General features: G+C 49.7%; 33 protein-coding genes. 30 read left to right on the top strand and 3 right to left on the bottom strand.

Annotated features, from left to right (window positions below; translation table 11 throughout):
* Positions 1 to 302: 302 nt before the first annotated feature.
* The 5 genes from J0B03_RS04530 to J0B03_RS04510 all read left to right on the top strand — a co-directional run bounded on the left by J0B03_RS04530 (position 303) and on the right by J0B03_RS04510 (position 4,150).
* Positions 303 to 1,007, top strand: coding sequence for a Crp/Fnr family transcriptional regulator (locus J0B03_RS04530; RefSeq protein WP_207300670.1), 705 nt, complete (start codon positions 303 to 305; stop codon positions 1,005 to 1,007).
* Between the two features lie 110 nt (positions 1,008 to 1,117).
* On the top strand, positions 1,118 to 1,786 hold the full coding sequence (gene ric / locus J0B03_RS04525) for an iron-sulfur cluster repair di-iron protein (protein ID WP_207300669.1): 669 nt from the start codon (positions 1,118 to 1,120) through the stop codon (positions 1,784 to 1,786).
* A 9-nt stretch (positions 1,787 to 1,795) separates the two neighbouring features.
* The gene (locus tag J0B03_RS04520) at positions 1,796 to 2,023 is read left to right on the top strand and encodes a DUF1858 domain-containing protein (protein WP_207300668.1); all 228 of its coding nucleotides are present in this window, start codon (positions 1,796 to 1,798) and stop codon (positions 2,021 to 2,023) included.
* A gap of 35 nt (positions 2,024 to 2,058) precedes the next feature.
* Complete coding sequence (locus J0B03_RS04515) at positions 2,059 to 3,276, top strand: DUF438 domain-containing protein (protein ID WP_207300667.1); 1,218 nt, start codon at positions 2,059 to 2,061, stop codon at positions 3,274 to 3,276.
* 130 nt (positions 3,277 to 3,406) lie between these two features.
* On the top strand, positions 3,407 to 4,150 hold the full coding sequence (locus tag J0B03_RS04510; protein ID WP_207300666.1) for an REP-associated tyrosine transposase: 744 nt from the start codon (positions 3,407 to 3,409) through the stop codon (positions 4,148 to 4,150).
* Between the two features lie 358 nt (positions 4,151 to 4,508).
* Here J0B03_RS04510 and J0B03_RS04505 read toward each other — a convergent pair whose 3' ends face one another.
* Genes J0B03_RS04505 through J0B03_RS04495 form a run of 3 tightly spaced genes read right to left on the bottom strand, consistent with a single transcriptional unit; the run spans position 4,509 to position 5,891 of the window.
* Positions 4,509 to 5,060: a hemerythrin domain-containing protein gene (locus J0B03_RS04505; RefSeq protein ID WP_207300665.1), complete on the bottom strand. Its 552-nt coding sequence runs from the start codon at positions 5,058 to 5,060 to the stop codon at positions 4,509 to 4,511.
* Positions 5,057 to 5,695, bottom strand: coding sequence for a hypothetical protein (locus J0B03_RS04500; RefSeq protein WP_207300664.1), 639 nt, complete (start codon positions 5,693 to 5,695; stop codon positions 5,057 to 5,059). The genes J0B03_RS04505 and J0B03_RS04500 overlap by 4 nt, the downstream gene beginning before the upstream one ends.
* 4 nt (positions 5,696 to 5,699) lie before the next feature.
* Positions 5,700 to 5,891 (bottom strand): DUF1858 domain-containing protein, encoded by a 192-nt coding sequence (locus J0B03_RS04495; protein ID WP_207300663.1) that lies wholly within the window; start codon positions 5,889 to 5,891, stop codon positions 5,700 to 5,702.
* 164 nt (positions 5,892 to 6,055) lie between these two features.
* On the opposite strand from J0B03_RS04495, the gene J0B03_RS04490 reads away from it, so the two are divergent.
* The 25 genes from J0B03_RS04490 to atpC all read left to right on the top strand — a co-directional run bounded on the left by J0B03_RS04490 (position 6,056) and on the right by atpC (position 26,200).
* Positions 6,056 to 7,363: an ROK family protein gene (locus J0B03_RS04490; protein WP_207300662.1), complete on the top strand. Its 1,308-nt coding sequence runs from the start codon at positions 6,056 to 6,058 to the stop codon at positions 7,361 to 7,363.
* A 21-nt stretch (positions 7,364 to 7,384) separates the two neighbouring features.
* Entirely contained in the window at positions 7,385 to 8,086 is a 702-nt protein-coding gene (locus tag J0B03_RS04485; protein ID WP_207300661.1) for an ABC transporter ATP-binding protein, read from the top strand.
* 6 nt (positions 8,087 to 8,092) lie between these two features.
* Positions 8,093 to 10,459 carry an ABC transporter permease gene (locus J0B03_RS04480; RefSeq protein WP_207300660.1) on the top strand — a complete coding sequence of 789 codons (2,367 nt, stop codon included), beginning with the start codon at positions 8,093 to 8,095 and terminating at the stop codon, positions 10,457 to 10,459.
* A gap of 59 nt (positions 10,460 to 10,518) precedes the next feature.
* Positions 10,519 to 11,628: an aminopeptidase gene (locus tag J0B03_RS04475; protein WP_207300659.1), complete on the top strand. Its 1,110-nt coding sequence runs from the start codon at positions 10,519 to 10,521 to the stop codon at positions 11,626 to 11,628.
* Positions 11,629 to 11,728: 100 nt separating this feature from the next.
* Positions 11,729 to 12,154, top strand: a complete 426-nt coding sequence (locus J0B03_RS04470) for a CBS domain-containing protein (protein WP_207300658.1) — start codon at positions 11,729 to 11,731, stop codon at positions 12,152 to 12,154.
* A 93-nt stretch (positions 12,155 to 12,247) separates the two neighbouring features.
* The gene (locus J0B03_RS04465; protein ID WP_207300657.1) at positions 12,248 to 12,793 is read left to right on the top strand and encodes a chromate transporter; all 546 of its coding nucleotides are present in this window, start codon (positions 12,248 to 12,250) and stop codon (positions 12,791 to 12,793) included.
* Positions 12,793 to 13,332 carry a chromate transporter gene (locus J0B03_RS04460; RefSeq protein ID WP_207300656.1) on the top strand — a complete coding sequence of 180 codons (540 nt, stop codon included), beginning with the start codon at positions 12,793 to 12,795 and terminating at the stop codon, positions 13,330 to 13,332. Before J0B03_RS04465 ends, J0B03_RS04460 begins: the two co-directional genes overlap by 1 nt.
* Before the next feature lie 106 nt (positions 13,333 to 13,438).
* Positions 13,439 to 14,503, top strand: coding sequence for a peptide chain release factor 1 (prfA, locus tag J0B03_RS04455; protein ID WP_207300655.1), 1,065 nt, complete (start codon positions 13,439 to 13,441; stop codon positions 14,501 to 14,503).
* A gap of 55 nt (positions 14,504 to 14,558) precedes the next feature.
* Positions 14,559 to 15,662 (top strand): L-threonylcarbamoyladenylate synthase, encoded by a 1,104-nt coding sequence (locus J0B03_RS04450; protein WP_207300654.1) that lies wholly within the window; start codon positions 14,559 to 14,561, stop codon positions 15,660 to 15,662.
* 5 nt (positions 15,663 to 15,667) lie between these two features.
* Positions 15,668 to 16,126, top strand: a complete 459-nt coding sequence (locus J0B03_RS04445; RefSeq protein ID WP_207300653.1) for a low molecular weight protein arginine phosphatase — start codon at positions 15,668 to 15,670, stop codon at positions 16,124 to 16,126.
* 15 nt (positions 16,127 to 16,141) lie between these two features.
* Entirely contained in the window at positions 16,142 to 16,591 is a 450-nt protein-coding gene (gene rpiB / locus J0B03_RS04440) for a ribose 5-phosphate isomerase B (RefSeq protein WP_207300652.1), read from the top strand.
* A gap of 9 nt (positions 16,592 to 16,600) precedes the next feature.
* Positions 16,601 to 17,230 (top strand): uracil phosphoribosyltransferase, encoded by a 630-nt coding sequence (upp, locus tag J0B03_RS04435; RefSeq protein WP_207300651.1) that lies wholly within the window; start codon positions 16,601 to 16,603, stop codon positions 17,228 to 17,230.
* 202 nt (positions 17,231 to 17,432) lie between these two features.
* Positions 17,433 to 17,873: a deoxycytidylate deaminase gene (locus J0B03_RS04430; protein ID WP_207300650.1), complete on the top strand. Its 441-nt coding sequence runs from the start codon at positions 17,433 to 17,435 to the stop codon at positions 17,871 to 17,873.
* A gap of 177 nt (positions 17,874 to 18,050) precedes the next feature.
* Positions 18,051 to 18,299 carry an AtpZ/AtpI family protein gene (locus tag J0B03_RS04425; RefSeq protein WP_207300649.1) on the top strand — a complete coding sequence of 83 codons (249 nt, stop codon included), beginning with the start codon at positions 18,051 to 18,053 and terminating at the stop codon, positions 18,297 to 18,299.
* Entirely contained in the window at positions 18,280 to 18,711 is a 432-nt protein-coding gene (locus J0B03_RS04420) for an ATP synthase subunit I (protein ID WP_207300648.1), read from the top strand. The genes J0B03_RS04425 and J0B03_RS04420 overlap by 20 nt, the downstream gene beginning before the upstream one ends.
* Before the next feature lie 67 nt (positions 18,712 to 18,778).
* Positions 18,779 to 19,441: a F0F1 ATP synthase subunit A gene (gene atpB, locus J0B03_RS04415; RefSeq protein WP_207300647.1), complete on the top strand. Its 663-nt coding sequence runs from the start codon at positions 18,779 to 18,781 to the stop codon at positions 19,439 to 19,441.
* A gap of 31 nt (positions 19,442 to 19,472) precedes the next feature.
* A complete protein-coding gene (gene atpE / locus J0B03_RS12475) occupies positions 19,473 to 20,264 on the top strand; it encodes an ATP synthase F0 subunit C (RefSeq protein ID WP_246798186.1) in 792 nt (263 codons plus the stop codon).
* A 46-nt stretch (positions 20,265 to 20,310) separates the two neighbouring features.
* The gene (atpE, locus tag J0B03_RS04405) at positions 20,311 to 20,562 is read left to right on the top strand and encodes an ATP synthase F0 subunit C (RefSeq protein WP_195682182.1); all 252 of its coding nucleotides are present in this window, start codon (positions 20,311 to 20,313) and stop codon (positions 20,560 to 20,562) included.
* A gap of 27 nt (positions 20,563 to 20,589) precedes the next feature.
* On the top strand, positions 20,590 to 20,841 hold the full coding sequence (gene atpE / locus J0B03_RS04400; RefSeq protein WP_195682182.1) for an ATP synthase F0 subunit C: 252 nt from the start codon (positions 20,590 to 20,592) through the stop codon (positions 20,839 to 20,841).
* Between the two features lie 41 nt (positions 20,842 to 20,882).
* Entirely contained in the window at positions 20,883 to 21,386 is a 504-nt protein-coding gene (locus J0B03_RS04395) for a F0F1 ATP synthase subunit B (RefSeq protein ID WP_207300646.1), read from the top strand.
* Entirely contained in the window at positions 21,383 to 21,940 is a 558-nt protein-coding gene (atpH, locus tag J0B03_RS04390) for an ATP synthase F1 subunit delta (RefSeq protein ID WP_207300645.1), read from the top strand. Before J0B03_RS04395 ends, atpH begins: the two co-directional genes overlap by 4 nt.
* Complete coding sequence (gene atpA / locus J0B03_RS04385; protein ID WP_207300644.1) at positions 21,941 to 23,446, top strand: F0F1 ATP synthase subunit alpha; 1,506 nt, start codon at positions 21,941 to 21,943, stop codon at positions 23,444 to 23,446.
* 26 nt (positions 23,447 to 23,472) lie between these two features.
* Positions 23,473 to 24,348, top strand: coding sequence for an ATP synthase F1 subunit gamma (gene atpG / locus J0B03_RS04380; protein ID WP_207300643.1), 876 nt, complete (start codon positions 23,473 to 23,475; stop codon positions 24,346 to 24,348).
* A 31-nt stretch (positions 24,349 to 24,379) separates the two neighbouring features.
* Positions 24,380 to 25,783, top strand: coding sequence for a F0F1 ATP synthase subunit beta (gene atpD / locus J0B03_RS04375; protein WP_207300642.1), 1,404 nt, complete (start codon positions 24,380 to 24,382; stop codon positions 25,781 to 25,783).
* Between the two features lie 12 nt (positions 25,784 to 25,795).
* Positions 25,796 to 26,200 (top strand): ATP synthase F1 subunit epsilon, encoded by a 405-nt coding sequence (gene atpC, locus J0B03_RS04370; protein ID WP_207300641.1) that lies wholly within the window; start codon positions 25,796 to 25,798, stop codon positions 26,198 to 26,200.
* The last annotated feature ends 64 nt before the right edge of the window (positions 26,201 to 26,264 follow it).

The following is a 26,264-nucleotide window of genomic DNA, read 5'->3' as shown; positions in this document are numbered from 1 at the left end:
GGAGTTGGAAGCGTAACCGACCAGTAGAATGCAAATTCTTCAGGTCGGTCTTTTTTTGATATATCCAAGGTGTACATTTTTCTACTGGACGTCTTTCAACCAGATCCGTTGCAACATTGGCAACATCTTGACATTGGCAACATTCTATTGATTGGGTAATACCATAATCACCCCCAGGACCCTCCGGAAAACTTCGGTTTGAAGGGGGGTCCCCCCCTTTTTGCTTTTTTTGACTAAGGCGCTCTTTTGGGGGTATAAAAAATGACGTACGACAACTACTAAAAAGTAAAGAAGGTAACAGCATGAGCGAGACGTGCAAAAGCTGCGGACACAGTTTGTGTGCCCGGCGTGTACCCATTTTCAGTCATCTGGACGGGGAACAATTGGAAACAGTGGTATCCTTGATTCGGCGAAAGCATTTTGATAAGAGAGAGACCCTCTTTTTCGAGGGAGGAGTACTCCAGGGCTTGATGATCATCAATCGGGGAAAGGCGAAAGCCTATCGCCATACGGCGGATGGTAAAGAGCAGATCCTCCATTTGTTTTTCCCAGGGGATTTTTTTGGAGAAAAAAGCCTGTTCGTGGATAAAAAGACGGAATACAATGTGGCAGCCATCGAACCGGTGGATCTTTGCATGATCAGCAGAAAAGATTTTCAGCGGCTGATGAAGGACTATCCCCACATCAACCAAAAGATCATGGAGGAATTGGTATCCCGGATCGATCATTTGGAATCCATGATCGAAAATTTGGGAGCCAAAAGCGTGGATGCCCGGATCCAGTCCTTGTTGTTGGAACTGGGGCAAAAGGCCTTGAAACAAGAGAAGCTGGAAGACGGCATGGAATTCGTACTTCCGCTGAGCCGGGAAGGGTTGGCCAATTATATCGGCGTCACCCGGGAGACGGTGAGCAGAAAGTTGAGCGCCCTTCAGGAGGAAGGGATCATCGAAATGACCGGAAACAAGAAGATCCGGGTGCTGGATGTGGACCGACTGGAGAGGACGTAAGAAAAGATCACAAAAAAGAAAGAAAAGATTCAAAACATGATTTGCATCACAGTTTTTCCGGTTCTGTTGTCATACAATGAAGACAAATAAACCGATGGAGGATGAAAATCATGAAAAATACCATAGAATTTACCAAAAAACATACACTGGGAAGCATCGTTGCTAGTTTTCCCAAAGCGGCGGAAGTACTGCAGGCATATCGGATCGACTTTTGTTGTGGAGGACATCGAAGCCTGGAAGAAGCGGCAGCGGAGAAAAATGTAGAGGCAGAAAAGGTACTGGCATCGATCCATGCACTGGCACAGGAGACGACTCTGGAGGAAGGGACCGTATACACGGACTTGACGGATGCCCAACTCATCGACCACATCGTCAATACCCATCATGCCTATCTGAACCAGAATTTGCCGGTGATCTCCCATCTGGCCAATGCCGTATTGCGGGCCCATGGAGATGCCCATCCGGAATTGTTTGAAGTATTCAAGGATTTCCATGGGCTGAAAGCAGATCTGGAGCAGCATTTGATCAAGGAGGAAGTCACCCTGTTTCCGGCCATCCTGAAAGGACAAGATCATGGAAGCGTTCGCCAGGAAGTGGAAAGCGAACACGAAGTGGCCGGCGAATTGCTGAGAAATCTTCGAGACTTGACCCAGGATTTTACGGTTCCTGCCGATGGATGTCCCAGTTATGAAAGGTTTTACGGACTCCTGGAAGAACTGGAAGGGGATATATTCCAGCACGTGCACAAGGAAAACAACATCCTGTTTCAACGACAGTAAGGAGGCATCATGGAAAAAGTTTTGAGTTTGAAGGAAACGGTACAATCCCTAACCAAAAAATATCCGGAGTTTCCGGAGATCATGAAGGAATTGGGTTTTGAAAATATCGTGGATCCCAAGATGATCGCCACTGTCGGACGGTTCATGACCGTGGAAAAGGGAGCGACCATGAAAAAGATCGACCTGGAACAAATCAAAAAGACTTTTGAGACCCATGGTTTTCGGGTAGAAGAATAAGCAGAACGGCAAACACCATCTATGGAGGGATGAAAATGAGCGAACACATCAACAATCGGGAGTATCGGCAAAAATTACTGAAAGAATTGATCATGGAACTCCATGACGGAAAAGACTTTGATGAGGTGAAAGCCAAGTTTGAGGAAAACTTCAAAGACGTTTCCGCCAAGGAGATCACGGAAATGGAGACCCAGCTGGTGGTGGACGGCATGCCGGTGGAGGAGATCCAGCGACTGTGCGACGTCCATGCTTCCGTCTTCAAGGGGACCATCGAGGAGATCCATGCCATTCGACGGGATGAAGATACCCCAGGTCACCCGATCCATACTTTTCGGGAAGAGAACAAGCTCATCCAGAAATTGATCGACGAACAGATCCGTCCCCACGTGGATGCCATGGAAGAAAACGACAAGGTCACCGTGGATCTGGCGGCAGATTTCAAAGATCTGTGGGAAATCGACAAGCATTACGGAAGAAAAGAAAACCTGCTCTTTCCCTATATGGAAAAGTACGGGATCACCGCACCTCCCCAGGTCATGTGGGGCGTCGACGATGAAAATCGGGATTTGATCAAAGAAGTTCGGGAACTCCTGAAAAACTATCAGTATGCCAGACCGAAAGAGGAAGTGGTGGAAAAAGCAAATGCCGCCATCAACGGCGTGGAAGAAATGATCTTCAAGGAAGAAAACATTCTATTTCCCATGGTGTTGGACACCCTCAACGACAATGAATGGAAGAAGATCCTGGAGGAAAGCGACGAGTACGGGTACTTTTTCTTTGAACCCAAGGTGGAGTGGGTACCCAAGGCCGTGCCGGAAGAAAGCATGGAACCGGAGGTCCAGGGCGTGGAAGGATACGTCAAGTTCGATGCCGGGTTCATGTCCCAGGAAGAGCTCAACGCCATGCTCAATACCCTGCCTTTGGATATGACCTTCGTGGACAAGGATGGGAGAGTAAAATACTTTACCCAAGGCAAGGAACGGATCTTTGCCCGACCCAAGACCATCATCGGCCGGGAAGTCAGCAATTGTCATCCGCCGGCAAGTGTCCACATCGTGGAAGAGATCGTGGAAGAATTGAAATCCGGGAAGAAAGACCACGAAGACTTCTGGATCAACATGGGAGAAAAATTTGTCCACATCCGCTATTTTGCGGTCCGAAATGAACAAGGAGAATTCCTTGGCGTGGTGGAAGTCAGCCAGGACATCAAACCCCTGCGGGATCTGACGGGTGAGAAGCGACTGGTGGAATAATTTAGTTGTGTAAATGTAAATGGGGACGGTGACTTTTTTGCAAAAAAGTCACCGTCCCCATTTAAAGCGTTCAATTAAAGAAGGAAATCCCCACCCTTTGTAGTAATAAGGTAATGGGGGTGGTGAAATAATGCCAAGAAAAGCAAGAAAAATCAGCAAAACAGGGATCTATCATGTCATGGTTCGAGGGATCAACAAGGAACCCATCTTTACGGATGGAAGAGACAATCAAGTGTTTTTGAACGTTTTGAAGCAAGCCAAAGAAAATTGGGGGTTTGAACTGTACGCCTACTGTTTGATGAAAAACCATGGGCATTTTTTGATCAAAGACACCCATGGATCCATCAGCTCCATCATGAAAGATGTTTGCGGCAAGTACGGACGGTGGTTCAATGTGGCCCATGATCGAATGGGACACGTATTTCAAGACCGTTTTCGCAGCGAATGTGTGGAAACAAACATATACCTGCATACCGTTTTTCGCTATATCCTGAACAATCCCGTCAAAGCAAAGCTGGTGAAGCGAGCGGAGGAGTATCCGTGGAGCAGCTGCAACGAGTATTTGTCCGGGATCAAAACCATAACGGATACGGATCATATGTTGTCGTTTTTGCAGGAAGGTTCTTTGGAAGCAACTTGGAAGCTGAAAATGGAATTGGAACGAGACGATACCCTGCAGGATCTGGTGTATCTGACCATGGATGATGAACGAAGAAGCGACGAGGAAGCAGATCAAATCGTGGAGCAATTGAAGAAAAAATGGAGCATCCAGGATCTGTTGCACTTAAACGACACGGAAAAGCAGTTGGTTGTGGGACACTTGAAAGCTTTGGGATTAAAGAAAAGGCAGTACCAAAAAAGTCTTAGAGGATAGGATCGTGTTGCTTGATGATCGCTATCCCCTAAGACATGATTTCATTAGTCATACATTTTTCCTTTCTATGGCTAATGTTTTACAAAGAAGGCAAGTGTTTCTGCATCCCTTTTCATCTTCTTTCCACACAGCCCTCTCCCTGGAGTTTCCCTCTATTGCTTGCTCGAAGTGGATAAGCCATCCAGGAGCAGTTCAATAAGTTTCATCTCCGGACTGTACAATCTTCCAACTTTAAACGTCACCCGAAGGATCCGTTAAGGACGCACACTCTTTCTTTGTAGTTCTGTTGATACCCGGTAATTTTGATTCAAAACAGGGACGGTGACTTTTTTTGAAAAAAGTCACCGTCCCCAAAAAACTACGCCCGGCTTTCCAGTTCTTCCAGCAAGGCAATATATTTTTCCTGGATCCCCTTGTCTAGTGCCAAATGTTCGAATGCAGCACAATCCTCGTTGATTTGATCCAAGATCTCTTTTGAAAAATTGTTCTCGGCGAATTTGTATACCACGCCGTCTTCCTTGTCGATGTGTCGGTGCAGCAGGTGGGTGTAACCGATGGCATTGGCGATCAGATCCAGCTTGCTCTCGTCATCTCCCGCCTTCACCCGTTCGATGGCGGCTTCCAGTTCCTGCATATGCAATCGGCCCAGGTCGTGTTCCACCAACATGCCGTTTTTCACCAATTTCTCCGCAGCCGGTCCCAAATGTTCCACCATCCGGTTGAACAGCAGGTCCTCTTCCTTGCCGTGGTGATGCTTGTCCACAAAGTTTCGGACAAAATCGATCATCTTGTGAAAGTCGTCCAGATCCACTTCTTCGCCTTTGAGCAAACGGTAGGAGTATTTTCGGATGACATCCAGCATGCGTTTTGCATAGACGTGTTCTTCCACCATCAATTGTATGCCGTTCATGATGCCACCGTCCTTTTGATCGCCTGGGTATTTTCCGTCAGTCGTTGGTAGGTAAAATTCGGGTGTAGGTTTTCGACAAAGGCGCCGATCCAGGCATCCCGCAGTGCATAGAAGTTTTCCACTTTTCCATCGACCCGATCCCAATGATCGGAGTGGAGGCAGGTGGTTCGGATCCACTGGATGACATTTTCGTCGTTGACCACTACTTCGTTGACCCGGTCGCAGGGCATGCCTTCCAAAATGAAATCGTTGAGGGCATTGAAAAGCTCTACCGGTTCTTCCACAGACTTTTCATAGTTGCCCGCAGCGATAGCTCCCTGTTTTGCAAAGAGGGCTTTCAATCCGTCCAGGTGTTCTTCTCCCTGAGAGAGGATCTTTGTCACCAAAGCGGCGTGGCGTCCCTCCGCCCGATGGATCTTGTCCTGAAGCCATCCGTGGATGTTGTTGGTGTCGATGACATCTTCCAAGGGCTGGTCGCCAACTGGAGCACCGAAGCTTGCAATGTGCTCTTCTTTCCAAGATTTGCTGGGAAACCCGTGATCTGTGGCGTATTGATGCATGTCTCTTTCCAGGGCTTCAAACCATTTGATCTTGTCGTAGAGCCAGTAATGGACGTGTCCTAAAAACAAGCTCATGGCCTTACTCCGTTGCGCCGTTCAGTGCGTTGACCAATGCATCTGCATTCACACCGTGAACACTGGCTGCTTCTGCCAGAGTCTCTGCCTGTGCAGACGGACATCCCACACAACCCATGCCGAATTCCATCAATTTTGCTGCCAGGGCACGGTCTACCCGCAATACTTCACCTATGGTCATATCTTTATTTATCATTTTTTATTCCTCCATATCTTATTATTTTAATCGGTATGGTATCATAATAAACCATATGGGGGTATACGGCGGTATCCTCGGATACAAACAAAGAAAAAAATCATATTTTGAACGGCAAAAAGTGGGTACCTATACCTTAGAGTGACACAAAGGGGGGCAGGAATATGGAAGTGGCAGCGAGAAAATTTTTAAAACAACACGGCATGTCCTGGGAAAGCCTGGATCTGATCCAGGAAAGCAGGATCTTTTGCGAGGAAATGGAACGAGGGATCTCTGGGAGATCTTCCTCTTTAAAAATGTTGGCTTCCTATATCGATCCGTCCCTGGAAGTGGAACGGGATCGGGAAGTCGTGGTCGTGGATGCGGGAGGGACCAATTTCCGGATCGGACTTCTCCGCTTTGGAGAAGACGGCCCCAAACTTTATGACGTCCAGACCCATCCCATGCCGGGAACCGAGGAGGAGTTGGATGCAGAGGCTTTCTTCCAAGCCCTGGCGGATCTGATCCAACCGACCATGGATCAGGAGAAGGCGGACCGCCTGGGATTTTGCTTTTCTTATCCGACCCGGATCACCCCGACTCGAGACGGCCGGCTCATCACCTTTACCAAGGAACTCCAGGTCCGGGATGTGGAAGGCCGGTTGATCGGAGAGGAACTGGGAAAACGGTTGAGAAGACCTGTCGCCATTACCGTCCTCAATGATGCAACAGCTGCTTTGTTGGGGTTGGTGGCAGTGGGTCACCGGGATCAACGACTCCACAGCATCGCCATGATCCTTGGCACGGGAATGAATACGTCATATGTGGAATACAATGCATCCATCGATAAAGAACCGTCCCTTCAGAATAAACTGGGGAGCAACGTCGTCAACCTGGAATCGGGAGGATATGGACGGATCCCTCAAGGCACCGCAGACCGGCTATTGGATCAAAAAACAACCAATCCGGGAGAACAAAAGATGGAAAAGATGATGTCCGGTGCATATCTTGGGGATTTGTTTTTGGAAACCATCCTGCTGGCAGTGGAGGATGGTTATCTTCCAGGGAAACCTTTCGTTCAGTTCCAGAAAGCTGGTTTCTTTCCGACAAAAGACCTGACCGGCTTCGCCCAGGGAATGCCTTCCCACATCAATGTCATGGCGGAGGCCGCGGAAAAACTCAGCCCGGATCAGCAGGAATTTCTCCATGCCTTGGCCAAAGGACTATTGCGCCGGGCGGCAAAGCTGGCCGCCATCAATCTGGTGGGCATCTCCTTGAAGATGCAAAAAAGCGACCCGGTCATCCGCAGGCTGCACCTGATCATGGAGGGTAGCACATTTTACGGATCCGTCCATATCCAGCATTATCTGGATGCCTATCTGAAACATGCCCAGTTGAATACGGGGATCCAGATCGAGCGGATCAAGTTGGAAAACGCCGCCCTTTTGGGAGCAGGTTTGGCTGCTTTTGCAAGAGAGAACGACCATGAATAAGCTTCGGAAAGGAAAGAAAATATGCCGATCATACTTGAAAATGTAACGAAGACATATCAAACGGGAGAGGTGCAGACCCTGGCATTGAAGGGAATAGACCTGATCATAGAAGATGGAGAATTTCTGGTCATTTTAGGCCCAAGCGGAAGCGGGAAAAGTACTTTGCTAAACGTGATCAGCGGGTTGGACACCCCTTCTTCAGGAGTCATACGTTTTAATGATCAGGTTTTGACCGATTACAAGGAAGAAGCCCTGACCGCTTTTCGCCGAGAAAATTTGGGATTCGTTTTTCAGCAATACAATTTGCTCCAAAACTTGACAGCATATGAGAATGTGCAAATGGGGGCCGCCATCGGCAAAGAACCTCTGGATGTGGAAGAGGTATTGGAAAAGGTGGGCTTGCAAGAACAAATGCATAAGTATCCTTACCAACTTTCCGGCGGAGAACAACAACGGGTATCGGTAGCCAGAAGTATCGCCAAAAATCCAGCCATTCTCTTTTGTGACGAGCCTACCGGATCTCTGGACGAAGAAACCGCCAAGCAGGTGTTGGCCGTATTGGAACAACTCAATCGATCCTTGGGCACGACCATGGTGGTGATCACCCACAACCCCGGTATTGGAGACATGGCGGACAGGGTGATCAAGATGAACTCCGGAATCATAGAAAACACAGAGATCCACGATTCGAAAAAAAGTGCAAAAGAAATCGGTTGGGGGTAGTAGACGGTGCTATATAAAAATATGACGAAGACCATTCAAAAGAAAAGCATGCAGCTGCTGGCCGTCGGTATTATTTTGTTTTTCAGTTCTTTTATCTATACATCCATGTTCTATGCCACCAACGGATTGGAAAAACCCACCAATGAATACTTGGACAAGTACGATCAGGAAGATTTTTCGGTGGAAATGCTTCAAGTTCTCATGCCGGATGAAACTGCGATCTTGGCACAAGAAGAAATTGAGGCAACTTCCGTTTACACATTGGGTCGTTTAAAGATGGAAGAACCGGGATTATACGATCGGATTCTGGAGAATCGACTAGAAACGTTGGACCGAACTTTTCCCGGTAATGTCTGGGAGCCCAGGGAAATGAAAGATACCTATTTGCAGATGAATGAAAAAAGCGTTCGGGTGCTCTTCTTCAAAGATGCACAAACGCTGAACCGCTCCTATATCGAAGAAGGCCGTAAGCCGGAAAGTCAAAGGGAGATCGCCCTATCTGCAATCTTTGCCGGGAAGAATGATTTAAAAATAGGGGATGAGGTGACATTTTCCGACAGGGATTATACGATCACGGGATTTGTCCTTTTACCGGACTACACCTTCCCGATTTTCGATTCCACCTTTATCATCGATAACGCCAAACAAACGGTAGCGCTGTTGAGCCCGGAGGGATTCGAACAAGCTTCGGGAAACTGGAGTGTGCGGATCGCCGGAGGCTTTGAGAACCCTATGGAAATGGAAGCGTTTCAGCGCGATATGGCAGAAGGGGCTTCTTTAAAAGTACCATTTGCAACACAAATCACCCTGACGCAAAATCAACTTCGAAGCGGAGCGATTTTTGATGAATTGGCCGGTGGAAAAGCCATGAGTCTGGGATTGGGGATCTTCATCGCCGTCATTGCGATCCTGATGGCGTCCATATTGATCCATAAGATCCTTCAAGGACAACGGGGTCCCATTGGTTTGATCAAAGCATTGGGATACGGCCGAAGAGCCATCGCCGCACCATACATGATGCTGGTCGCAGTATTGGCCCTGCCCATGCTTTTATTGGGTTATTATGTGGGGTACTTGGTGGCGGAACCTTTTAAAAACCTGTATCTGGAGTTTTACCTGCTCCCATCGGATCCGATCGCCCACGACCCGGTCGTCTTCTTCACCGCTGTTTTAGTGCCGTTTATTGTGTTTGCCGGCTTGTCCGCATGGATCGTGTGGCGAATGCTCTCCACAAAACCTCTGGACCTCCTTCATCCGCATCGGGAAGGTAAAGTCAACCGATTGACGCGATGGACAAGCAGGATGCTTCGAAAGGCACCGGCCCAAAGCCGATTCAAATATTTGTACGCTGTACGCAATACTGGAAAATTTTTGATCTTTTTTCTTGGGGTCGTTTTAGCATCCGTCTTGATCCTCCTGGGTTTTATGATGGAGGGGATGATCGACCGAATGGCCTTGGATGCATTTGAGCAAAAGGATTACGCCTATGAAGCATATCTGGACCCAGCAAAAACAGTACCGGAACTGGAGGCGCATGAAGAGGCATTCCTCATTTATCCCAATGCCTGGTGGGGTACCCAGACGCAATCGTTAAGGGGATTGGAGGCGGATAACGAGTTATTTGCCCTTTATAACGAAAACGGGGAAAGGATCACCCACCTTTTGGAAGACGGGATCATCGTCACGAAAAGCCTGGCCTTGAAAAGGGGATGGGAAGTTGGGGAGACCTTGACGCTGAATGTGGCTGGATCCGATCGAACCGAGAAGATCGTCGCAGTGGACAACGACTACTCCTCCGATCAGATTTTTATGGAAATCGGGAAACTAAGCGGGTACATCACCGATGGAGCAACTACTGGATTATTTACGGGAGTTTATGCGGTGGATCCCCCTTCTCCCAGTGACTACGCCACCATTATCGAAAAAGAGGCCATCATGGACCAGGCCGTACTCATGCAGGAATTTATGCAATATTCCGTTTACATCATGGTGGGGACATCGGCGCTGATCGCATTGATCATTCTCTTTGTTTTGACCAGTGTGACCGTAGAAGACAATTACTACAACATTTCACTGCTTAAAGTCATGGGATACTCAAAAAAAGAAGTGAAATCCATGGTATTGAACAGTTACAGAGCCATTGCATTGTTGACCTACCTGGTGAGCATACCACTTTCCTTTTTGCTTCTTCGCTGGATGGTCGTGTTTTTTGCAGAAGGATACAACATGGCGATCCCCTTCGAACTGCGTGCCATTCATATAGGGATCGGGTTTGTCATCGTCATGGCCGTCTTTTTTATCGGAACCATGGCAGCCAAACGCAAAATCGATAAAATTCCCCTTCAGGAAGTGCTAAAAGCCTACCAGGAATAAGAACGATGGGATATACTTAATTAGGTAAAAATATTTTTCTTGAAAAGGAGATCGAATAGATGGATGAAAGAATCAAAAAATTGGCAGAAAATCTGGTCAACTATTCCTGTGAAGTGAAGGAAGGGGAAAAAGTCCTCATACAAGTCAACGGGGAGAGTGCAAAACCCCTGGTACGTCAGCTGGTGAAAGAAGTATACAAGGCAAAGGCCTATCCTTTTGTGTCCATGGTGGACAGTTCCATCAACCGGGAGCTGATAATGGAAGCCACCAAAGAGCAGTTGGAAGTCCAAACCGACGTGGAAATGTACCAGATGCAAAAGATGGATGCCTATATCGGCGTGCGTGCTTCAGACAACATCACGGAACTGGCGGACGTGCCGGCGGACAAGATGGGGTTGCACTCCAAAATGACACGACCGGTAACGGACCAGCGGGTGAATCATACGAAATGGGTGGTGCTTCGATATCCCAACTATTCCATGGCCCAATTGGCCGGATCCAGTCTGGAATCTTTCGAAGATTTCTACTTCAATGTCTGCAATCTGGACTACAACAAGATGTCCGTGGCCATGGATCCCTTGGTGGAGCTCATGAACAAGACGGACAAGGTGCGCATCACCGGTCCGGGAACGGATCTGACTTTTTCCATCAAGGATATCCCTGCCATCAAATGCGACGGGAAGATGAACATCCCTGATGGGGAAGTGTATGCGGCTCCGGTTGTGGACAGCGTCAACGGCGTTCTTACTTATAATACGCCATCCCAATACCAGGGATTCACCTACGACAACGTGAAGTTTGTTTTCAAAGACGGAAAGATCGTAGAGGCCACTGCCAACAATACGGAAAAAATCAACCAGGTGTTGGATACGGACGAGGGGGCCCGATACATCGGGGAGTTTGCCATCGGGGTCAATCCCTACATCCTCAAGCCCATGAACGATATTTTGTTTGATGAGAAGATCATGGGAAGCTTCCACTTTACCCCGGGCATGTGTTATGAAGATGCCGCCAACGGCAACGAGTCTGCTGTCCACTGGGATCTGGTATGCATCCAGACGGAAGCTTACGGTGGTGGAGAGATGTACTTCGATGACGTTCTCATCCGCAAGGACGGGATCTTTGTTCACCCGGACCTGGTGGGGTTGAATCCGGAAAATCTGATTTAGATGATTTTCATGGGACTTTGTTAAGAAGTAGTTAAGCTCGGCCCTGTAAAATGTTATATAATAAAAGCAATAGAAGGACTACGGAAAACGAGGTGAGGATTTGGAAAACATTTTGTTTATGCTGGTTCCCAAAAAAGAAGTGGTGTTTCTTCCTACGAACTGTTCCGTACAATTCGCCCTGGACGTCATGGACAAAAACGGATACAGTGCCATCCCCGTCATCAACGACAAGGGGAAGTACGTAGGGACGATCACGGAAGGCGATCTTCTTTGGGCCATGCGAAACAACCCGAAAATGACCTTTGAAACCGCCAGCCGTTTTACGTTGACAGACGTGAAACGTAATCGAAAAGTGGTGCCGGCCGGAATCAATGAATCGTTGAGCCGCATCGTAGAATTGAGCAAAAGCCAGAACTTTGTGCCTGTGGTAGATGATAACGGCACATTCATCGGATTGATCACCAGACAGGAAGTCATCGACTATCTGTTGAAAAAGGATCGTGTGCTCCAAGAAGCGATCGTTTGATCAGGAAAGCAAGAAATGGGGCAAGAAATGGGGACGGTGACTTTTTTGCACAAAAGTCACCGTCCCCATTTACTGAGCGACAAGGGAGGCTTCATGAGAATTTTACTGGATATCTTTGTATCTTTTTTTAAAATCGGTGCCTTCACCGTCGGCGGAGGATTTGCCATGCTCCCTCTCTTTGAGGAGGAGTTCGTCCGCCGTCGCAAGTGGTTTACCGATCAGGATTTTTTAAACATGCTTACTGTGGCTACGGCAGCACCGGGACCTTTGGCCATCAACAGTGCCGTGTTCACCGGATACCATGTGGCAGGACTGCCGGGTGTGTTGGTGGCCATTGTCGGCTGCATCATCTCACCGGTCATTGTCATTTTGATCCTGGCTGTCAATTACCACCGCTTTCGATCCCTGGCGTATGCAGATGCCGTTTTTCAAGGGATCCGGCCTGCGGTTGTGGGTTTGATGTTTGCCGCCGTTTTCAACCTGGTTCGACGAAACAAGCTTCGATGGACCTGGTATTTGTTGTCTGTTTTCGCATTCATCCTTATTGCATTGTTGAAAGTGGACCCGGTCTTCGTGATCGCTTTGGCCGGCGTGGCAGGCGTCGCCTTTCAACGATCCATTGAAAGGAGGCGGCGATAATGGGAATCATCTGGGAAGTGTTTGTCGTTTTCTTCAAGATCGGTATGTTCACCTTTGGCGGAGGCTACGCCATGATCCCCATCATGCAGCGGGAGATCATCCAAGTACAAGGGTGGATGAAGACGGCGGAGTTTCTGGACATCGTCGGCATCGCAGAAATGACTCCCGGCGTCATTGCCGTCAATATGGCTACATTTCTAGGATATCGGTTGAGTGGAGGAGTGCCGGGGGCCCTTTTTGCCACATTGGCCGTCATCTTGCCGTCTTCTGTCATCGTTTTTACCATCAGTTATTTTTTCCAGCGTTTTCGAAACAGCTTGTACGTGCGTCGTGCCCTGGAATTTATACGACCGGTGGTCATCGGACTGATCGCATCTGCCGGATTTTTGCTGTTCCGGGAAGCGGTGATGGATGTAGCCGGTGTATTCATTGTATTGGGAGCTTTTTACCTGTCCGCTTTTCGAAAAGTCAATCCCATTTTGATCCTGTTGGGGATGGGGCTTGTCGGATTTGTGATCTACAGCGGCGTGATCTTTTGAGATGCTGTTGATGTTGATGGGGACGGTGACTTTTTTGCAAAAAAGTCACCGTCCCCATCAGAGAATATGATATAATCCAACAGGAAGTTGCATTGGAGGAATAAGAATGCTGGATAAACTGGAATTTATCGAATCAAAATACGAAGAACTGGGTCAAAAACTAAGCGACCCGGAGATCATCGCCGATCAGGACGTTTGGCGAAAATATGTGAAGGAACACGCCCATTTGGAGCCCATCGTCAATCAGTACAAGGCTTTTAAAAAAGCAGAGCAGGGCATCGAGGAATCCAAGGAAATGCTCCAGGACAAGCTGGACAAGGATTTCAAAGAAATGGTGGAGCTGGAATTGAGCCAGCTGACGGAAGAAAAGGAAAAGCTGGAAGAGAGCCTGCGTGTGCTCCTGCTTCCCAAAGACCCCAACGACGACAAGGGGGTCATGGTGGAGATCCGTGCCGGAGCCGGCGGCAGTGAAGCTGCCCTCTTTGCAGGAGAGCTCTACCGCATGTACACTCGCTACGCTGAGCGAAACGGATGGAAATACGAAGTTATGAGCTCCAACATTCCCGACATGGGAGGCATCAAGGAGATCATCTTTCTAATCGATGCCGACGGAGCCTACAGCAAGTTGAAGTACGAAAGCGGCGTCCACCGGGTCCAACGGATCCCGGCAACGGAATCGGGAGGACGGATCCATACATCCACCGCTACTGTAGCCGTATTGCCGGAAGCGGAAGATGTGGAGATCGAGATCAACCAAAACGACCTTAGGGTCGATGTGTACCGTTCTTCCGGAAACGGGGGCCAAAGCGTCAACACTACCGATTCCGCCGTACGGATCACCCATGTGCCCACCGGCTTGGTGGTCACCTGCCAGGATGAAAAGAGCCAGTTGAAAAACAAGGACAAGGCCATGAAGATCCTGAAGACCCGACTCTACGAGATCGAACAGGACAAGCAAAATGCCGAGCAGGCAGAAAATCGAAAAAGCCAGGTGGGAACCGGAGACCGCAGCGAGCGGATCCGAACCTACAACTACCCCCAAGGCCGGATCACGGACCACCGGATCAATATGACGGTGTACAAGCTGGAAGAATTCCTGGACGGCGGGCTGGATGATATGATCGATGCTCTGACCACTACGGATCAGGCGGAAAAACTGAAAATGCAGTAAGAAACGACAGAGAAATTTCTACCAGGAGATTTCTCTTTGTTGCGAAAGGACCATTATGACAAGGATCATATATATGGAAGAACAGGCCACAACCTTGGATAAGGACAACAAAATATATGAGGAGAAGATTCTCCAAGAAGCAGCCGCAGTGATCCAAAGTGGCGGCACCGTTGTCTTTCCCACGGAAACCGTCTACGGACTGGGCGCCAACGGACTGGACCCGGTGGCGGTAAAAAAGATATACCAAGCCAAGGGACGCCCCGGGGACAATCCCATGATCCTTCACATCTCCTCCATGGACATGCTGGAAAGGGTCACCAACGTCATCCCGGAAGTGGCAAGAAAGCTGATGGATACCTTTTGGCCCGGACCCTTGACTCTGGTGCTGAAAAAGGGACCTCAGGTACCTTTGGAAGCCACAGGAGGTTTGGAGACGGTGGCGGTACGGATGCCCTCCCACGCAATGGCGAAAAAACTGATCCAGCTGGCCAACACCCCCATTGCGGCGCCCAGCGCCAACCTATCAGGGAAACCCTCTCCCACCACAGCTGCTCATGTGGTGGAGGATCTGGACGGCCGGGTGGACGTGATCCTGGCGGCGGACCAGGCGGCCATCGGACTGGAATCCACGGTAGTGGACACTACGGGCCCGATCCCTGTTTTGCTTCGGCCGGGAAGCATCACCCTGACACAGCTGAAAAATGTAGTCGGTCAGGTATTGGTGGACAAGGGAGTGACCCAACGCCTTGCAGAAGGGGAGACGGCCCGGTCCCCCGGAATGAAATACCGCCATTATGCGCCGGATGGAGACATGATTTTGGTTAAAGGGACCATTCCAGGGGTAATTTATACCATGATGGACTGGATGGAAAAAAGGAAAGAAGACCACCCCGTGGCATTGGTGCCTACGGAGTATCTGTCGGAATTTGCTGGATGGGATGTTTTGGACATGGGCCCCATCGCCAAGCCGGAAGTTATCATGAACCGGCTTTACCAGCACTTGCGGACCTGCAATCAAAAGAAGGCAACATTCATTGTCGCCCCCCTCTTTGCGGAAGAAGACGATTTTCTGGCAGTGAACAATCGACTTTCCAAGGCGGCCGGATATCATATCGTCCCGGCAATGACACCAGGCAATGAAAACAGGGAGGAAGAGTAAGCATCATGAAAAAAGTATTGTTGGTTTGTACGGGCAATACCTGCAGAAGCAGTATGGCAAAAGGATTGCTGGAACATCTGCTCCAAGAAGAAAAGCGAATCCATGCAGTGGAAGTGGATTCTGCCGGCACCTCCGTCTACTTTCCGGAAGGGGCCAATTCCAATGCCATAGCCGTCTTGAAAGAGTGGGGCATCGACATATCCGGCCATGTGGCAAAACAGGTGGATGAATACTTGATCGCCAATGCGGATCTGGTGCTGACCATGACGACCTCCCAGAAGAACATGCTCCAATCGACATTTCCGGGTTACGCCTTCAAAATCACAACACTGAAAGAACAGGCCCAGGTAGCGGGGCATCCGGATATTCTGGATCCTTACGGCGCCAGTTTGGCCGTTTATAAAAAAACAGCAGAAGAATTGAAAGAGATTTTGCACCATATGGTGTGCCATCATAAAATTTAACGAGGAGATGATACGATGAAAATTGCAATTGGATCCGATCATGGAGGTTTTCAGTTGAAAGAAGCGATCAAAACCTATCTGGAGGAAAAAGGACACGAAGTCAATGACTTTGGCGCCTACAGCACCGAATCGGTGGACTATCCGGAAATCGGGGAGAAAGTCGCCATATCCGTAAAAGAGGCGGAAAACGAGCGGGGCATCATCATCTGCGGAACGGGTCTGGGTATTTCCATCTCCGCCAACAAGATCCCCGGGATCCGTGCGGCCCTGGTCAGCGACACCTTCACGGCAAAAATGTCGAGAGCCCACAACGATGCCAACATTCTGGCACTGGGAGGTCGGGTGCTTGGTGTGGACCTGGCTTTGGAGATCGTGGATGTCTGGCTCCACACGGAGTTTGAAGGCGGACGTCACGAGCGACGGGTCAACAAGATCAAAGATTTGGAAAGCAAATACAACAAATAGGAGGCAGACATGTCAAAATTATTCGTAATGGATCATCCCTTGATCCTGCACAAGATCAGCATGATTCGAGACAAGAACACAGGAGCAAAAGAATTTCGGGAACTGGTCAACGAGATATCCATGTTGATGGCTTATGAAGCCACCAGGGATCTTCAGTTGGATGATGTGGAGATCGAAACCCCCATCTGCAAAATGCAGACCAAGGTGTTTTCCGGCAAAAAATTGGCCATCGTACCGATTTTGCGGGCCGGATTGGGAATGGTGGACGGTCTGTTGTCCCTGATCCCCGTGGCAAAGGTAGGACACATCGGACTGTATCGGGATCCGGATACTCTGGAGCCGGTGGAATATTACTGCAAACTTCCCTCGGATATTGCCGATCGGGAGATCATTTTGGTGGATCCCATGCTGGCCACCGGGGGGTCTGCCGCCGCAGCCATTGGTTTTTTGAAGGAAAAGGGAGCCAACAACATCCGTTTCATGTGCTTGATCGCTTCCCGAAAAGGGATCGACGTGTTGCAGAAAGCCCATCCGGATGTGGACATTTATGCTGCCGCCGTTGACGAAGAACTCAACGACCACGCCTACATCGTCCCGGGTCTGGGGGATGCTGGAGATCGATTGTTCGGAACGAAATAAGATAAGACAATGGTTGAAAATGGGGACGGTGACTTTTTTGCAAAAAAGTCACCGTCCCCATTTTCCCATTTCACAGCAGGGAAACGGTGGAATTTCTTTGCCATTCAAGGTATAATAAGTAGCACAATATTTTTGCACCATGTAATCGTGACCACAGTGTACTGTATACAGGATTCACGAATACAGGAGAAAGGAAAAAGATATGGAAAGACCCAGTTGGGACGAATATTTTTTGGAAATACTGCAAGTGGTGAAAAAACGGTCCACCTGCCTCCGTCGACAGGTTGCCGCCATCATCGTTCAGGACAAGCGGATCATCGCCACCGGATACAACGGCGCCCCCAAGGGTGTGGCCCATTGCGGAGAGGTGGGATGCCTTCGGGAACAGATGGGGATCCCTTCCGGAGAACGACACGAACTGTGCCGCGGCATCCATGCGGAACAAAATGCCATCATCCAGTCTGCCGTCCACGGGGTGGCCATCAAGGACGCCACCATCTACATCACCCATTCTCCATGCATCCTGTGTGCGAAGATGCTCATCAACGCTGGGATCAAGCGGATCGTCTATTCAGGAGACTATCCGGACGAATTGTCCTTGTCCTTGTTGAACGAAGCAAAAATCCTGGTAGATAAGCGATAAAATCGTTGTAAATTTAACATTCCTGTAGTAAAATAAAGAAACAACTTGTATATACAACGACAAAATATGAGATGAAATTGCATATTTTCCCACTTATCATCAGAAAACTTGTAAAAAGTCACACTTAATCAGAAAATAAAATTGATATTTTCTTAACCAAAAGGGAAGAGGTACTCCATGAACAAAAACAATCCTTGGATGAACCTGGCACTGATCACCCAGTTGGGCATATCCATGTTCATTCCCATTGCCGGATGCTTTTTTCTGGGACGATACCTGGACGCCCGTTTCGAAACGGCTCCATTGTTTCTTTTCATCCTGACCATCATGGGAGTGCTGGCGGCTTTTCGAAACCTGTTCGTTCTGGGAACCAGAGCGGCGCAAAATAAAAGTAAGGAACGAGATCATGACACAAACGACGAATGAGAACAACCAACATACAAAACCATTCACTCCTTCCCAGACGCCCTTTACCATCGGATGGATCATCAGGATCACCATATTGCTGGCGGTGCTCATTGCAGGTGTGATGTTCTTTACGGCCAAAGAACCCTATCCCATGATCATGGGACTGGCCTTCGGCACCATCTTCAGCATCCTGAATTTTCGGTTGCTTCATCTAACTATTGCAAAGTCCATGGACATGACGCCCAACCAGGCGAAAAGCTATGTGACCAGCCGGTATATCATTCGCTACGTCCTGGCTGCAGCGGTCTTGTATGTGGCCATCACCAATGAATCCATCAACGTCTTGGGAGCCGTCATCGGCCTTCTCGTCATCAAGGGAGTCATCTTCGGCATCAACTTCTACGATGCCATGAAGAAGGGACTCAACTAAGGCTAGAGCCGAAAAATATTTTTCGGTTGATATATAGGACAAAATAAACGAATCAAGAGGTGAAAAAATGAGCGGTCCAAAGATTTACGCCGAAGTATTCGGCATTCTCATTACGGAAACCATGGTCAATACCTGGATCGTAATGGGGATCATCCTGGTCTTCACCTTCTTTGCCACCAGAAACATGCAGAAAGTCCCCAAGGGGATGCAGCTGGTGGGAGAGATGATCGTCAAGGCCATCGACAATCTGACGGAAAACACCATGGGCAAGAAAAATATGGGATTTGCTCCTTACATGCTGACCCTGTTCATGTTTTTGGGGATTGCCAACCTGTTGGGTCTGGTCGCCCTGCGGCCACCAACATCGGATTTGGCCATGACACTGGCCCTGGCGCTGCTGACTTTCTTTCTGACCCAGTTCTTCGCCATCAAATCCAAAGGCGTAGGCGGGTTTTTGAAGGGATTTACGGAGCCCATCCCACTGCTGTTGCCCATCAACATCATCGGGGAGCTTGCAAACCCCATCTCCCTGTCCTTCCGTCTTTTCGGAAACATGCTGGGCGGGGTGATCATCATGACCCTGATCTATGGGGGACTGACCAACCTGATGTTCTTTGCAGGAGGTATCCCCATACTGGCCCACTTGTACTTTGATATTTTTTCCGGGTTGTTGCAAAGCTTCATCTTCGTCATGCTTTCCATGGTCTTCATATCCATGGCAATGGAGTAAACGGATGAAAACAGGAAAGGAGGTTTGTTGATTGGAAACCAATTTTATTCAATGGTTCTTTGACTTCATCATGAGTTATGAACCAAAAGTGATCATCGCCTGTGCATCCGTCATTGGAGCGGGATTTGCCATGATCACCGGTATCGGGCCGGGGATCGGACAGGGTTACGCCGCCGGAAAAGGGGCGGAAGCCGTAGGCAACAGTCCCAAAGACAGCAAAAGCATCATCTCCACCATGCTGTTGGGAGCGGCCATTGCCGAGACGTCGGGCATCCTGGCCCTTGTCGTGGCACTGATCCTTCTCTTTGGGAATCCTCTCATTGGTGCATCGGGAAGCATGGTGGTCATCGCCAGCTCCGCCATCGGAGCGGGGATCGCCGTTATCGCCGGCATGGGACCGGCCATCGGCCAGGGCTATGCTGCCGGTAAAGCAACAGAAGCGGTTGGGATCAATCCAAGAAGTTCCAAAGGCGTGACACTGGTCATGCTGGTGGGACAGGCGGTCGCCCAAACGACGGGGATCCTGGCATTGGTCATATCCCTGATCCTGCTCTACGGAAATCCCTTTGCATCCATGGAAGGTGCCTTCATCATATTGGGCGCATCGGCGCTGGGAGCCGGCATCGCCATGGTAGGCGGCATCGGACCGGGGATCGGCCAGGGTTACGCCGCCGGCAAGGCTGCGGAAGCCACCGGAAAACGACCGGACCAGCAGAGCAATATTACAAAGATCATGTTCCTGGGTCAAGCGGTAGCCCAAACCACGGGGATCTACGCATTGATCGTATCGTTGATACTGATGTATTCCAATCCTTTTTTATAAAAAGAGATCACCAAACATAAACCAATGAAAAACGAGGAGGATAAAAATGATAACAGGTATTGAACTGATAAAAGCATGTTCTGCCATTGGAGCAGGGCTGGCCATGATCGCCGGTATCGGACCGGGGATCGGTCAGGGATACGCAGCCGGTAAAGGGGCGGAAGCGGTAGGAAGACAGCCGGAAGCCCAGGGAGATGTCACCAGGACCATGTTGCTTGGTGCCGCTGTCGCAGAGACCACTGGTATCTACGGACTCATCGTGGCAATGATCTTGCTCTTTGCCAATCCATTTATTTAAGATAAATCCATTTGAGGAGGATAAAAAATGATAACAGGTATTGAACTGATAAAAGCATGTTCCGCCATTGGAGCAGGGCTGGCCATGATCGCCGGTATCGGACCGGGGATCGGTCAGGGATACGCAGCCGGTAAAGGGGCGGAAGCGGTAGGAAGACAGCCGGAAGCTCAAGGGGATGTCACCAGGACCATGTTGCTTGGTGCCGCTGTCGCAGAGACCACTGGTATTTACGGATTGATCGTCGCCATGATCCTTCTGTTTGCCAATCCGTTTATTTAATTCGAAAAAACAGTACATGACCCAAGGGGGGAGGTAAACAAATGGGAAACGTAGGAATGGTAAATGTAGATTTTCTACAGATTGCGGCCAACATCGTCAACTTTCTGATCTTGTTTTTCATCATCAAGCACTTTTTTTACAATAAGATCAAAACCTTCATGGCGGAACGATCTGCCGAGGTGGCGACGGAGATAACGGAAGCAGAAAAACAGCGCCAAGAAGCGGAAGCCTATCGAACGGAGTATTTGGAAAAGCTGCAAAACATCGACAGCGAATCCAGAGACATTATTCGGGCTGCAACCACCAAAGCCAATGAAAAGAGAAATGAGATCGTCAAACAGGCGGATCAGGAAGCAGACCGGATCTTTGAACGAAACCAGATCGAGATTCAACGTGAAAAAGAAAAAGCCCTGGAAGAACTCAAAAATGACATCGTCAACCTATCTGTTCTGGCAGCGGAAAAAGTCGTGGAAACGGAATTGGATCAAGAGAAACATCACCGGTTGATCTTGAATTTTATTGAAGAGGCAGGAGAGGTCCAATGAGTCTGGCAGGAAAAAAATACGCACAGGCTTTGATGGAAGTCGCCATGGAACAAAAAGTGGTGGAAGAGATATACGAGCAGTTCAAGATGATCATGCGAGGCCTCCGGGATCACCGGGACCTGTATGAGATCCTCCTGCTGCCGTCCACCCAGACATCCGAGAAGAAGAGCATCATCGAAAAGATCTACAAAGGGCAGATCAACGGATATCTTTACAATCTTCTCATGGTGGTCCTGGACAAAAACCGGATGGAAGACCTGAAATTGATTTTTGAATCCTACCGGGAATTATACTATGACCTTAACAAAATGGTGGAAGCCAACGTGGTCACCGTAGTGCCCATGACCGAGGATGAGAAGGCGGCATTGAAAGCAAAGCTGGAACAGCGCACGAAAAAGACGGTGTTGTTGACCACCCGCATCGATGATTCCATCATCGGCGGCATGATCGTGTATCTGGGCGACCAGGTCATCGATGGAAGCGTACGAAGAAAACTATCTTTACTCAAAAACGAGTTGAAAGAAATAAGACTACAAGAGTTAGGGGTGAATTAATTGAATCTCAGACCGGAAGAAATCAGCAAAGTGATCAAAGAGCAAATCTTGCAATATGAGCATAAATTGGAGACGGCGGATGTAGGTACGGTGATTCAAGTAGGAGACGGGATCGCCCGGATCCACGGATTGGAAAACGCCATGGCCGGAGAGCTGCTGGAATTCCCGGCAGACGTATTCGGAATGGTGCTAAACCTGGAGGAAGACAACGTTGGTTGTGTACTTCTGGGAGATGACACCAAGATCGTCGAGGGAGACAAGGTAAAATGTACCGGCAGGATCGTGGAGGTTCCCGTTGGGGATGCCATGGTGGGCCGTGTCGTCAATTCTTTGGGACAACCCATCGACGGAAAGGGACCGGTGGTCACCGACCAGACCAGACCGGTGGAAGTAAAAGCACCCGGCGTTATCGAACGACAATCCGTTGATACGCCGCTGCAAACGGGATACAAGGCTATCGACTCCATGATCCCCATCGGACGGGGACAGCGGGAGCTCATCATCGGAGACCGCCAAACAGGAAAAACAGCCTTGGCCGTCGACACCATCATCAACCAAAAAGGTGAAGATGTTATCTGTATTTATGTGGCCATTGGCCAAAAGGCTTCAACAGTGGCGCAGATCGTCAGCAAATTGACGGAGCTGGGCGCCATGGACTATTCCATCGTTGTCGCATCCACTGCCAGCGAGCTGGCTCCTCTTCAATACCTGGCGCCATATACCGGTGTCACCATTGGAGAATACTTCATGAACCAGGGCAAGGATGTCCTGATCATTTATGACGACTTGTCCAAGCACGCCGTGGCCTATCGAGCCATGAGCTTGCTGCTCAAACGTCCACCGGGACGGGAAGCCTACCCTGGAGACGTATTCTACCTTCACTCCAGACTCTTGGAGCGGGCTGCAAAACTTCGGGACGGGGGAAGTTTGACCGCCCTGCCAATCATCGAAACACAAGCCGGAGACGTTTCGGCCTACATACCCACCAACGTTATCTCCATCACCGACGGACAGATCTTCCTGGAATCGGAGCTCTTCTTTGCCGGGATCCGGCCAGCCGTCAACCCGGGGATCTCCGTATCCCGAGTCGGTGGCGCTGCCCAGATCAAGGCCATGAAAAAAGTAGCAGGTCCCCTTCGGATCGAATACGCCCAATACCGGGAGCTGGCCAGTTTTGCCCAGTTCGGTTCCGACTTGGACGAATCCACCAAGGCCCAGTTGGCCAAAGGGGAACGGGTCGTGGAAATGCTCAAGCAGAACCAGTACGAACCCATGAAAGTAGAGCATCAAGTACTGGTCATCTACGCCATCACCAACGACTATGCCAAACAAGTTCCAGTCAACAAGATCAAGGAGTTTGAAAAGGCGTTGATTGAATATGCCGACATGAACTACGCCCAAACCTTGCAGTTCATCAAGCAAGAAGGAGCCCTTTCCGATCCCATCGTGGAGCAATTGACGGAGCTGCTCACCAAATTCGTTGAACTGTTTTTGAAGGAACTCTAACATGTCCCAAAGAGAGGTGAACAAACATGGCGGATAATATCCGAGATATAAAAAGAAGGATCAAAAGCGTCAACTCCACCAAACAGATCACCCACGCCATGGAACTGGTTGCATCGTCCAAACTGCGAAAAGCCCGAATGCGTGCGGAAGCGAGAAAAGCCTATTTTGATACCATGCTCTCCAGCATGCGGGAAATGGCATCCCATACCGACCGGATCAAAAACGTTTATCTGGCGGAACGGGAGATCCAGAACACCCTGTTCATCGTCATCACGGCAGACAGGGGACTGGCGGGAGGCTACAATGCCAACGTGATCAAGCTGGTGACCAGCACCATCAAGGACAAGAGCCAGGCCCAACTGGTGACCATCGGTTCCAAGGGACGGGATTACTTTTCCAAGCGTGGCTACAATGTGGTGGATGAATATACGGGCATGAGCGAACAGCCAACCTATGCAGAGGCGTCTGCCATCGGAGAAATGGCCATGAAAATGTATGGGGAAGGTCTCGTGGACGAAGTGGTCCTGGCCTACACGGAATTTGTCAGTACCATCAGCCAGCGGGCCCAGCTGATCCGGCTACTTCCTTTGAGCCAAGAGGATTTTGATGAGGAAGAAAAAATCGTGGAAGGGGACGAGATCCCATTGGTGATGAGCTTTGAGCCCTCGCCGGAGGCCCTGCTCAACTATCTGATCCCCAAATACATTTGCAACACCATCTATGGTGCCATGATCGAAGGAAGTGCATCGGAACAGGGTGCCCGCCGAATGGCCATGGAAACCGCCACGGAAAACGCCAATGAAATGATCGACGTACTGACCCTCTATTACAACCGGGCCAGACAAGCCCAGATCACCCAGGAGCTGACCGAGATCGTCGGCGGTGCCAACGCACTGAAATAATCATTGATAAAAGAAGATTGGAGGCAATTTAATGGCACAGAATATAGGACAGATCGTGCAGGTCATCGGTCCCGTCATTGACGTCAAGTTCAAACGGGAACACCTGCCGAAACTATACAATGCAATCACCATCGACCACAAGGGAGAAGTCCTGGTGGTGGAGGTGGCCCAGCACTTGGGAGACGACATCGTGCGATGCATCGCCATGGACTCTACCGACGGACTGCGAAGAGGCATGGACGCTGTGGATACGGGAGCACCCATTCAGGTACCTGTGGGAAAAGACACCCTGGGTCGGATGTACAACGTACTGGGAGAGCCCATTGACGGGAAACCCGTCCAGGAAGGCATCGAGCGTCATTCCATCCACCGAAGCCCGCCATCCTTTGAAGAGCAGCAGACGGAACCGGAGATGTTCGAGACCGGCATCAAAGTCGTCGACCTGATCGCTCCTTACACCAAGGGTGGAAAGATCGGCCTCTTCGGCGGAGCCGGTGTAGGAAAGACCGTATTGATCCAGGAACTGATCAACAACATCGCCACAGAACACGGGGGACTTTCCGTATTTGCCGGCGTCGGCGAGCGCACCAGGGAAGGAAACGACCTTTATTACGAAATGATGGAGTCCGGCGTTATCAACAAGACGGCCCTCTGCTTTGGACAGATGAACGAGCCCCCGGGAGCCAGGATGCGGATCGCGTTGACGGGACTGACCATGGCCGAGTATTTCCGGGATGAAGAAGGCCAGGACGTACTCCTGTTCATCGACAACATCTTCCGATTTACCCAAGCCGGTTCGGAAGTATCCGCCCTTCTTGGACGGATGCCAAGTGCCGTAGGATACCAGCCCACCCTGGCAACAGAGATGGGTGCACTTCAAGAGCGGATCACATCCACCAGCAAAGGTTCCATCACTTCCGTTCAGGCGGTATACGTACCTGCCGACGACTTGACGGACCCGGCCCCGGCCACTACCTTTGCCCACCTGGATGCCACTACGGTACTTAACCGTGCCATTTCCGAGAAAGGCATCTATCCGGCGGTAGATCCATTGGATTCCACCTCTCGGATCCTGGATCCCCAGATCGTCGGGGAAGAGCACTATCGGGTGGCCAGAAACGTTCAGGAGATCCTGCAGCGATACAAGGAACTTCAGGACATCATCGCCATTTTGGGGATGGACGAGCTTTCCGATGAAGACAAGATCATCGTTTCCAGAGCCAGAAAAGTGGAGCGGTTCCTGTCCCAGCCTTTCAGTGTGGCGGAACAATTTACCGGCATCGAAGGAAAGTATGTTACCGTTGCGGAAACCATCCGTGGATTCAAGGAGATCATCGAAGGCAAGCACGACGACCTGCCGGAAGGTGCATTCCTTCTGGTTGGAACCATCGACGATGCCGTGGAAAAAGCGGCGAACATGAAAGCGAAAAATTAAGGAGGGTGAGATATGTCTACCTATCGGTTGCGGATCATCACACCCGAAAGAGTGTTCTATGACGGAGAGATCAATCGGATCGTGTTAAAGGGAGCGGAAGGGGACATGGCCATTCTGGCTAATCACACCCCTCTCATGACCACCCTTGCCCTAAGCGAGCTGACTATTTTTCCGGACCCGAAAACCACCAGAAAGGCTACTTTGCTGGGGGGATTTGCCAAGATCGAGACGGACAACGTGGTGATCCTGGCAGATGCGGCAGAATGGCCGGAAGAGATCGACGTGGTACGTGCGGAAGAAGCGAAAAAGCGGGCGGAAGAACGGCTGAAGCAAAGCGACCAGGACCTGGTCCGCGCCCAGGTGGCCCTGCGTCGAGCCATCGTTCGTTTGAAAGTGTCCGACACCATCAAGAAGTAGTTCAGAAAGCGTCCTTGCCCGGCGCTTTCTTCTTTTCCTCTTCCATTTCTTAAGGATTCATTGT

Origin of the sequence: Alkalibacter rhizosphaerae (assembly GCF_017352215.1) — a bacterium.
Classification (GTDB): domain Bacteria; phylum Bacillota; class Clostridia; order Eubacteriales; family Alkalibacteraceae; genus Alkalibacter; species Alkalibacter rhizosphaerae.
Note: the sequence above shows the minus strand (reverse complement) of the source record. Positions and strands in the feature narration are given on the sequence as shown.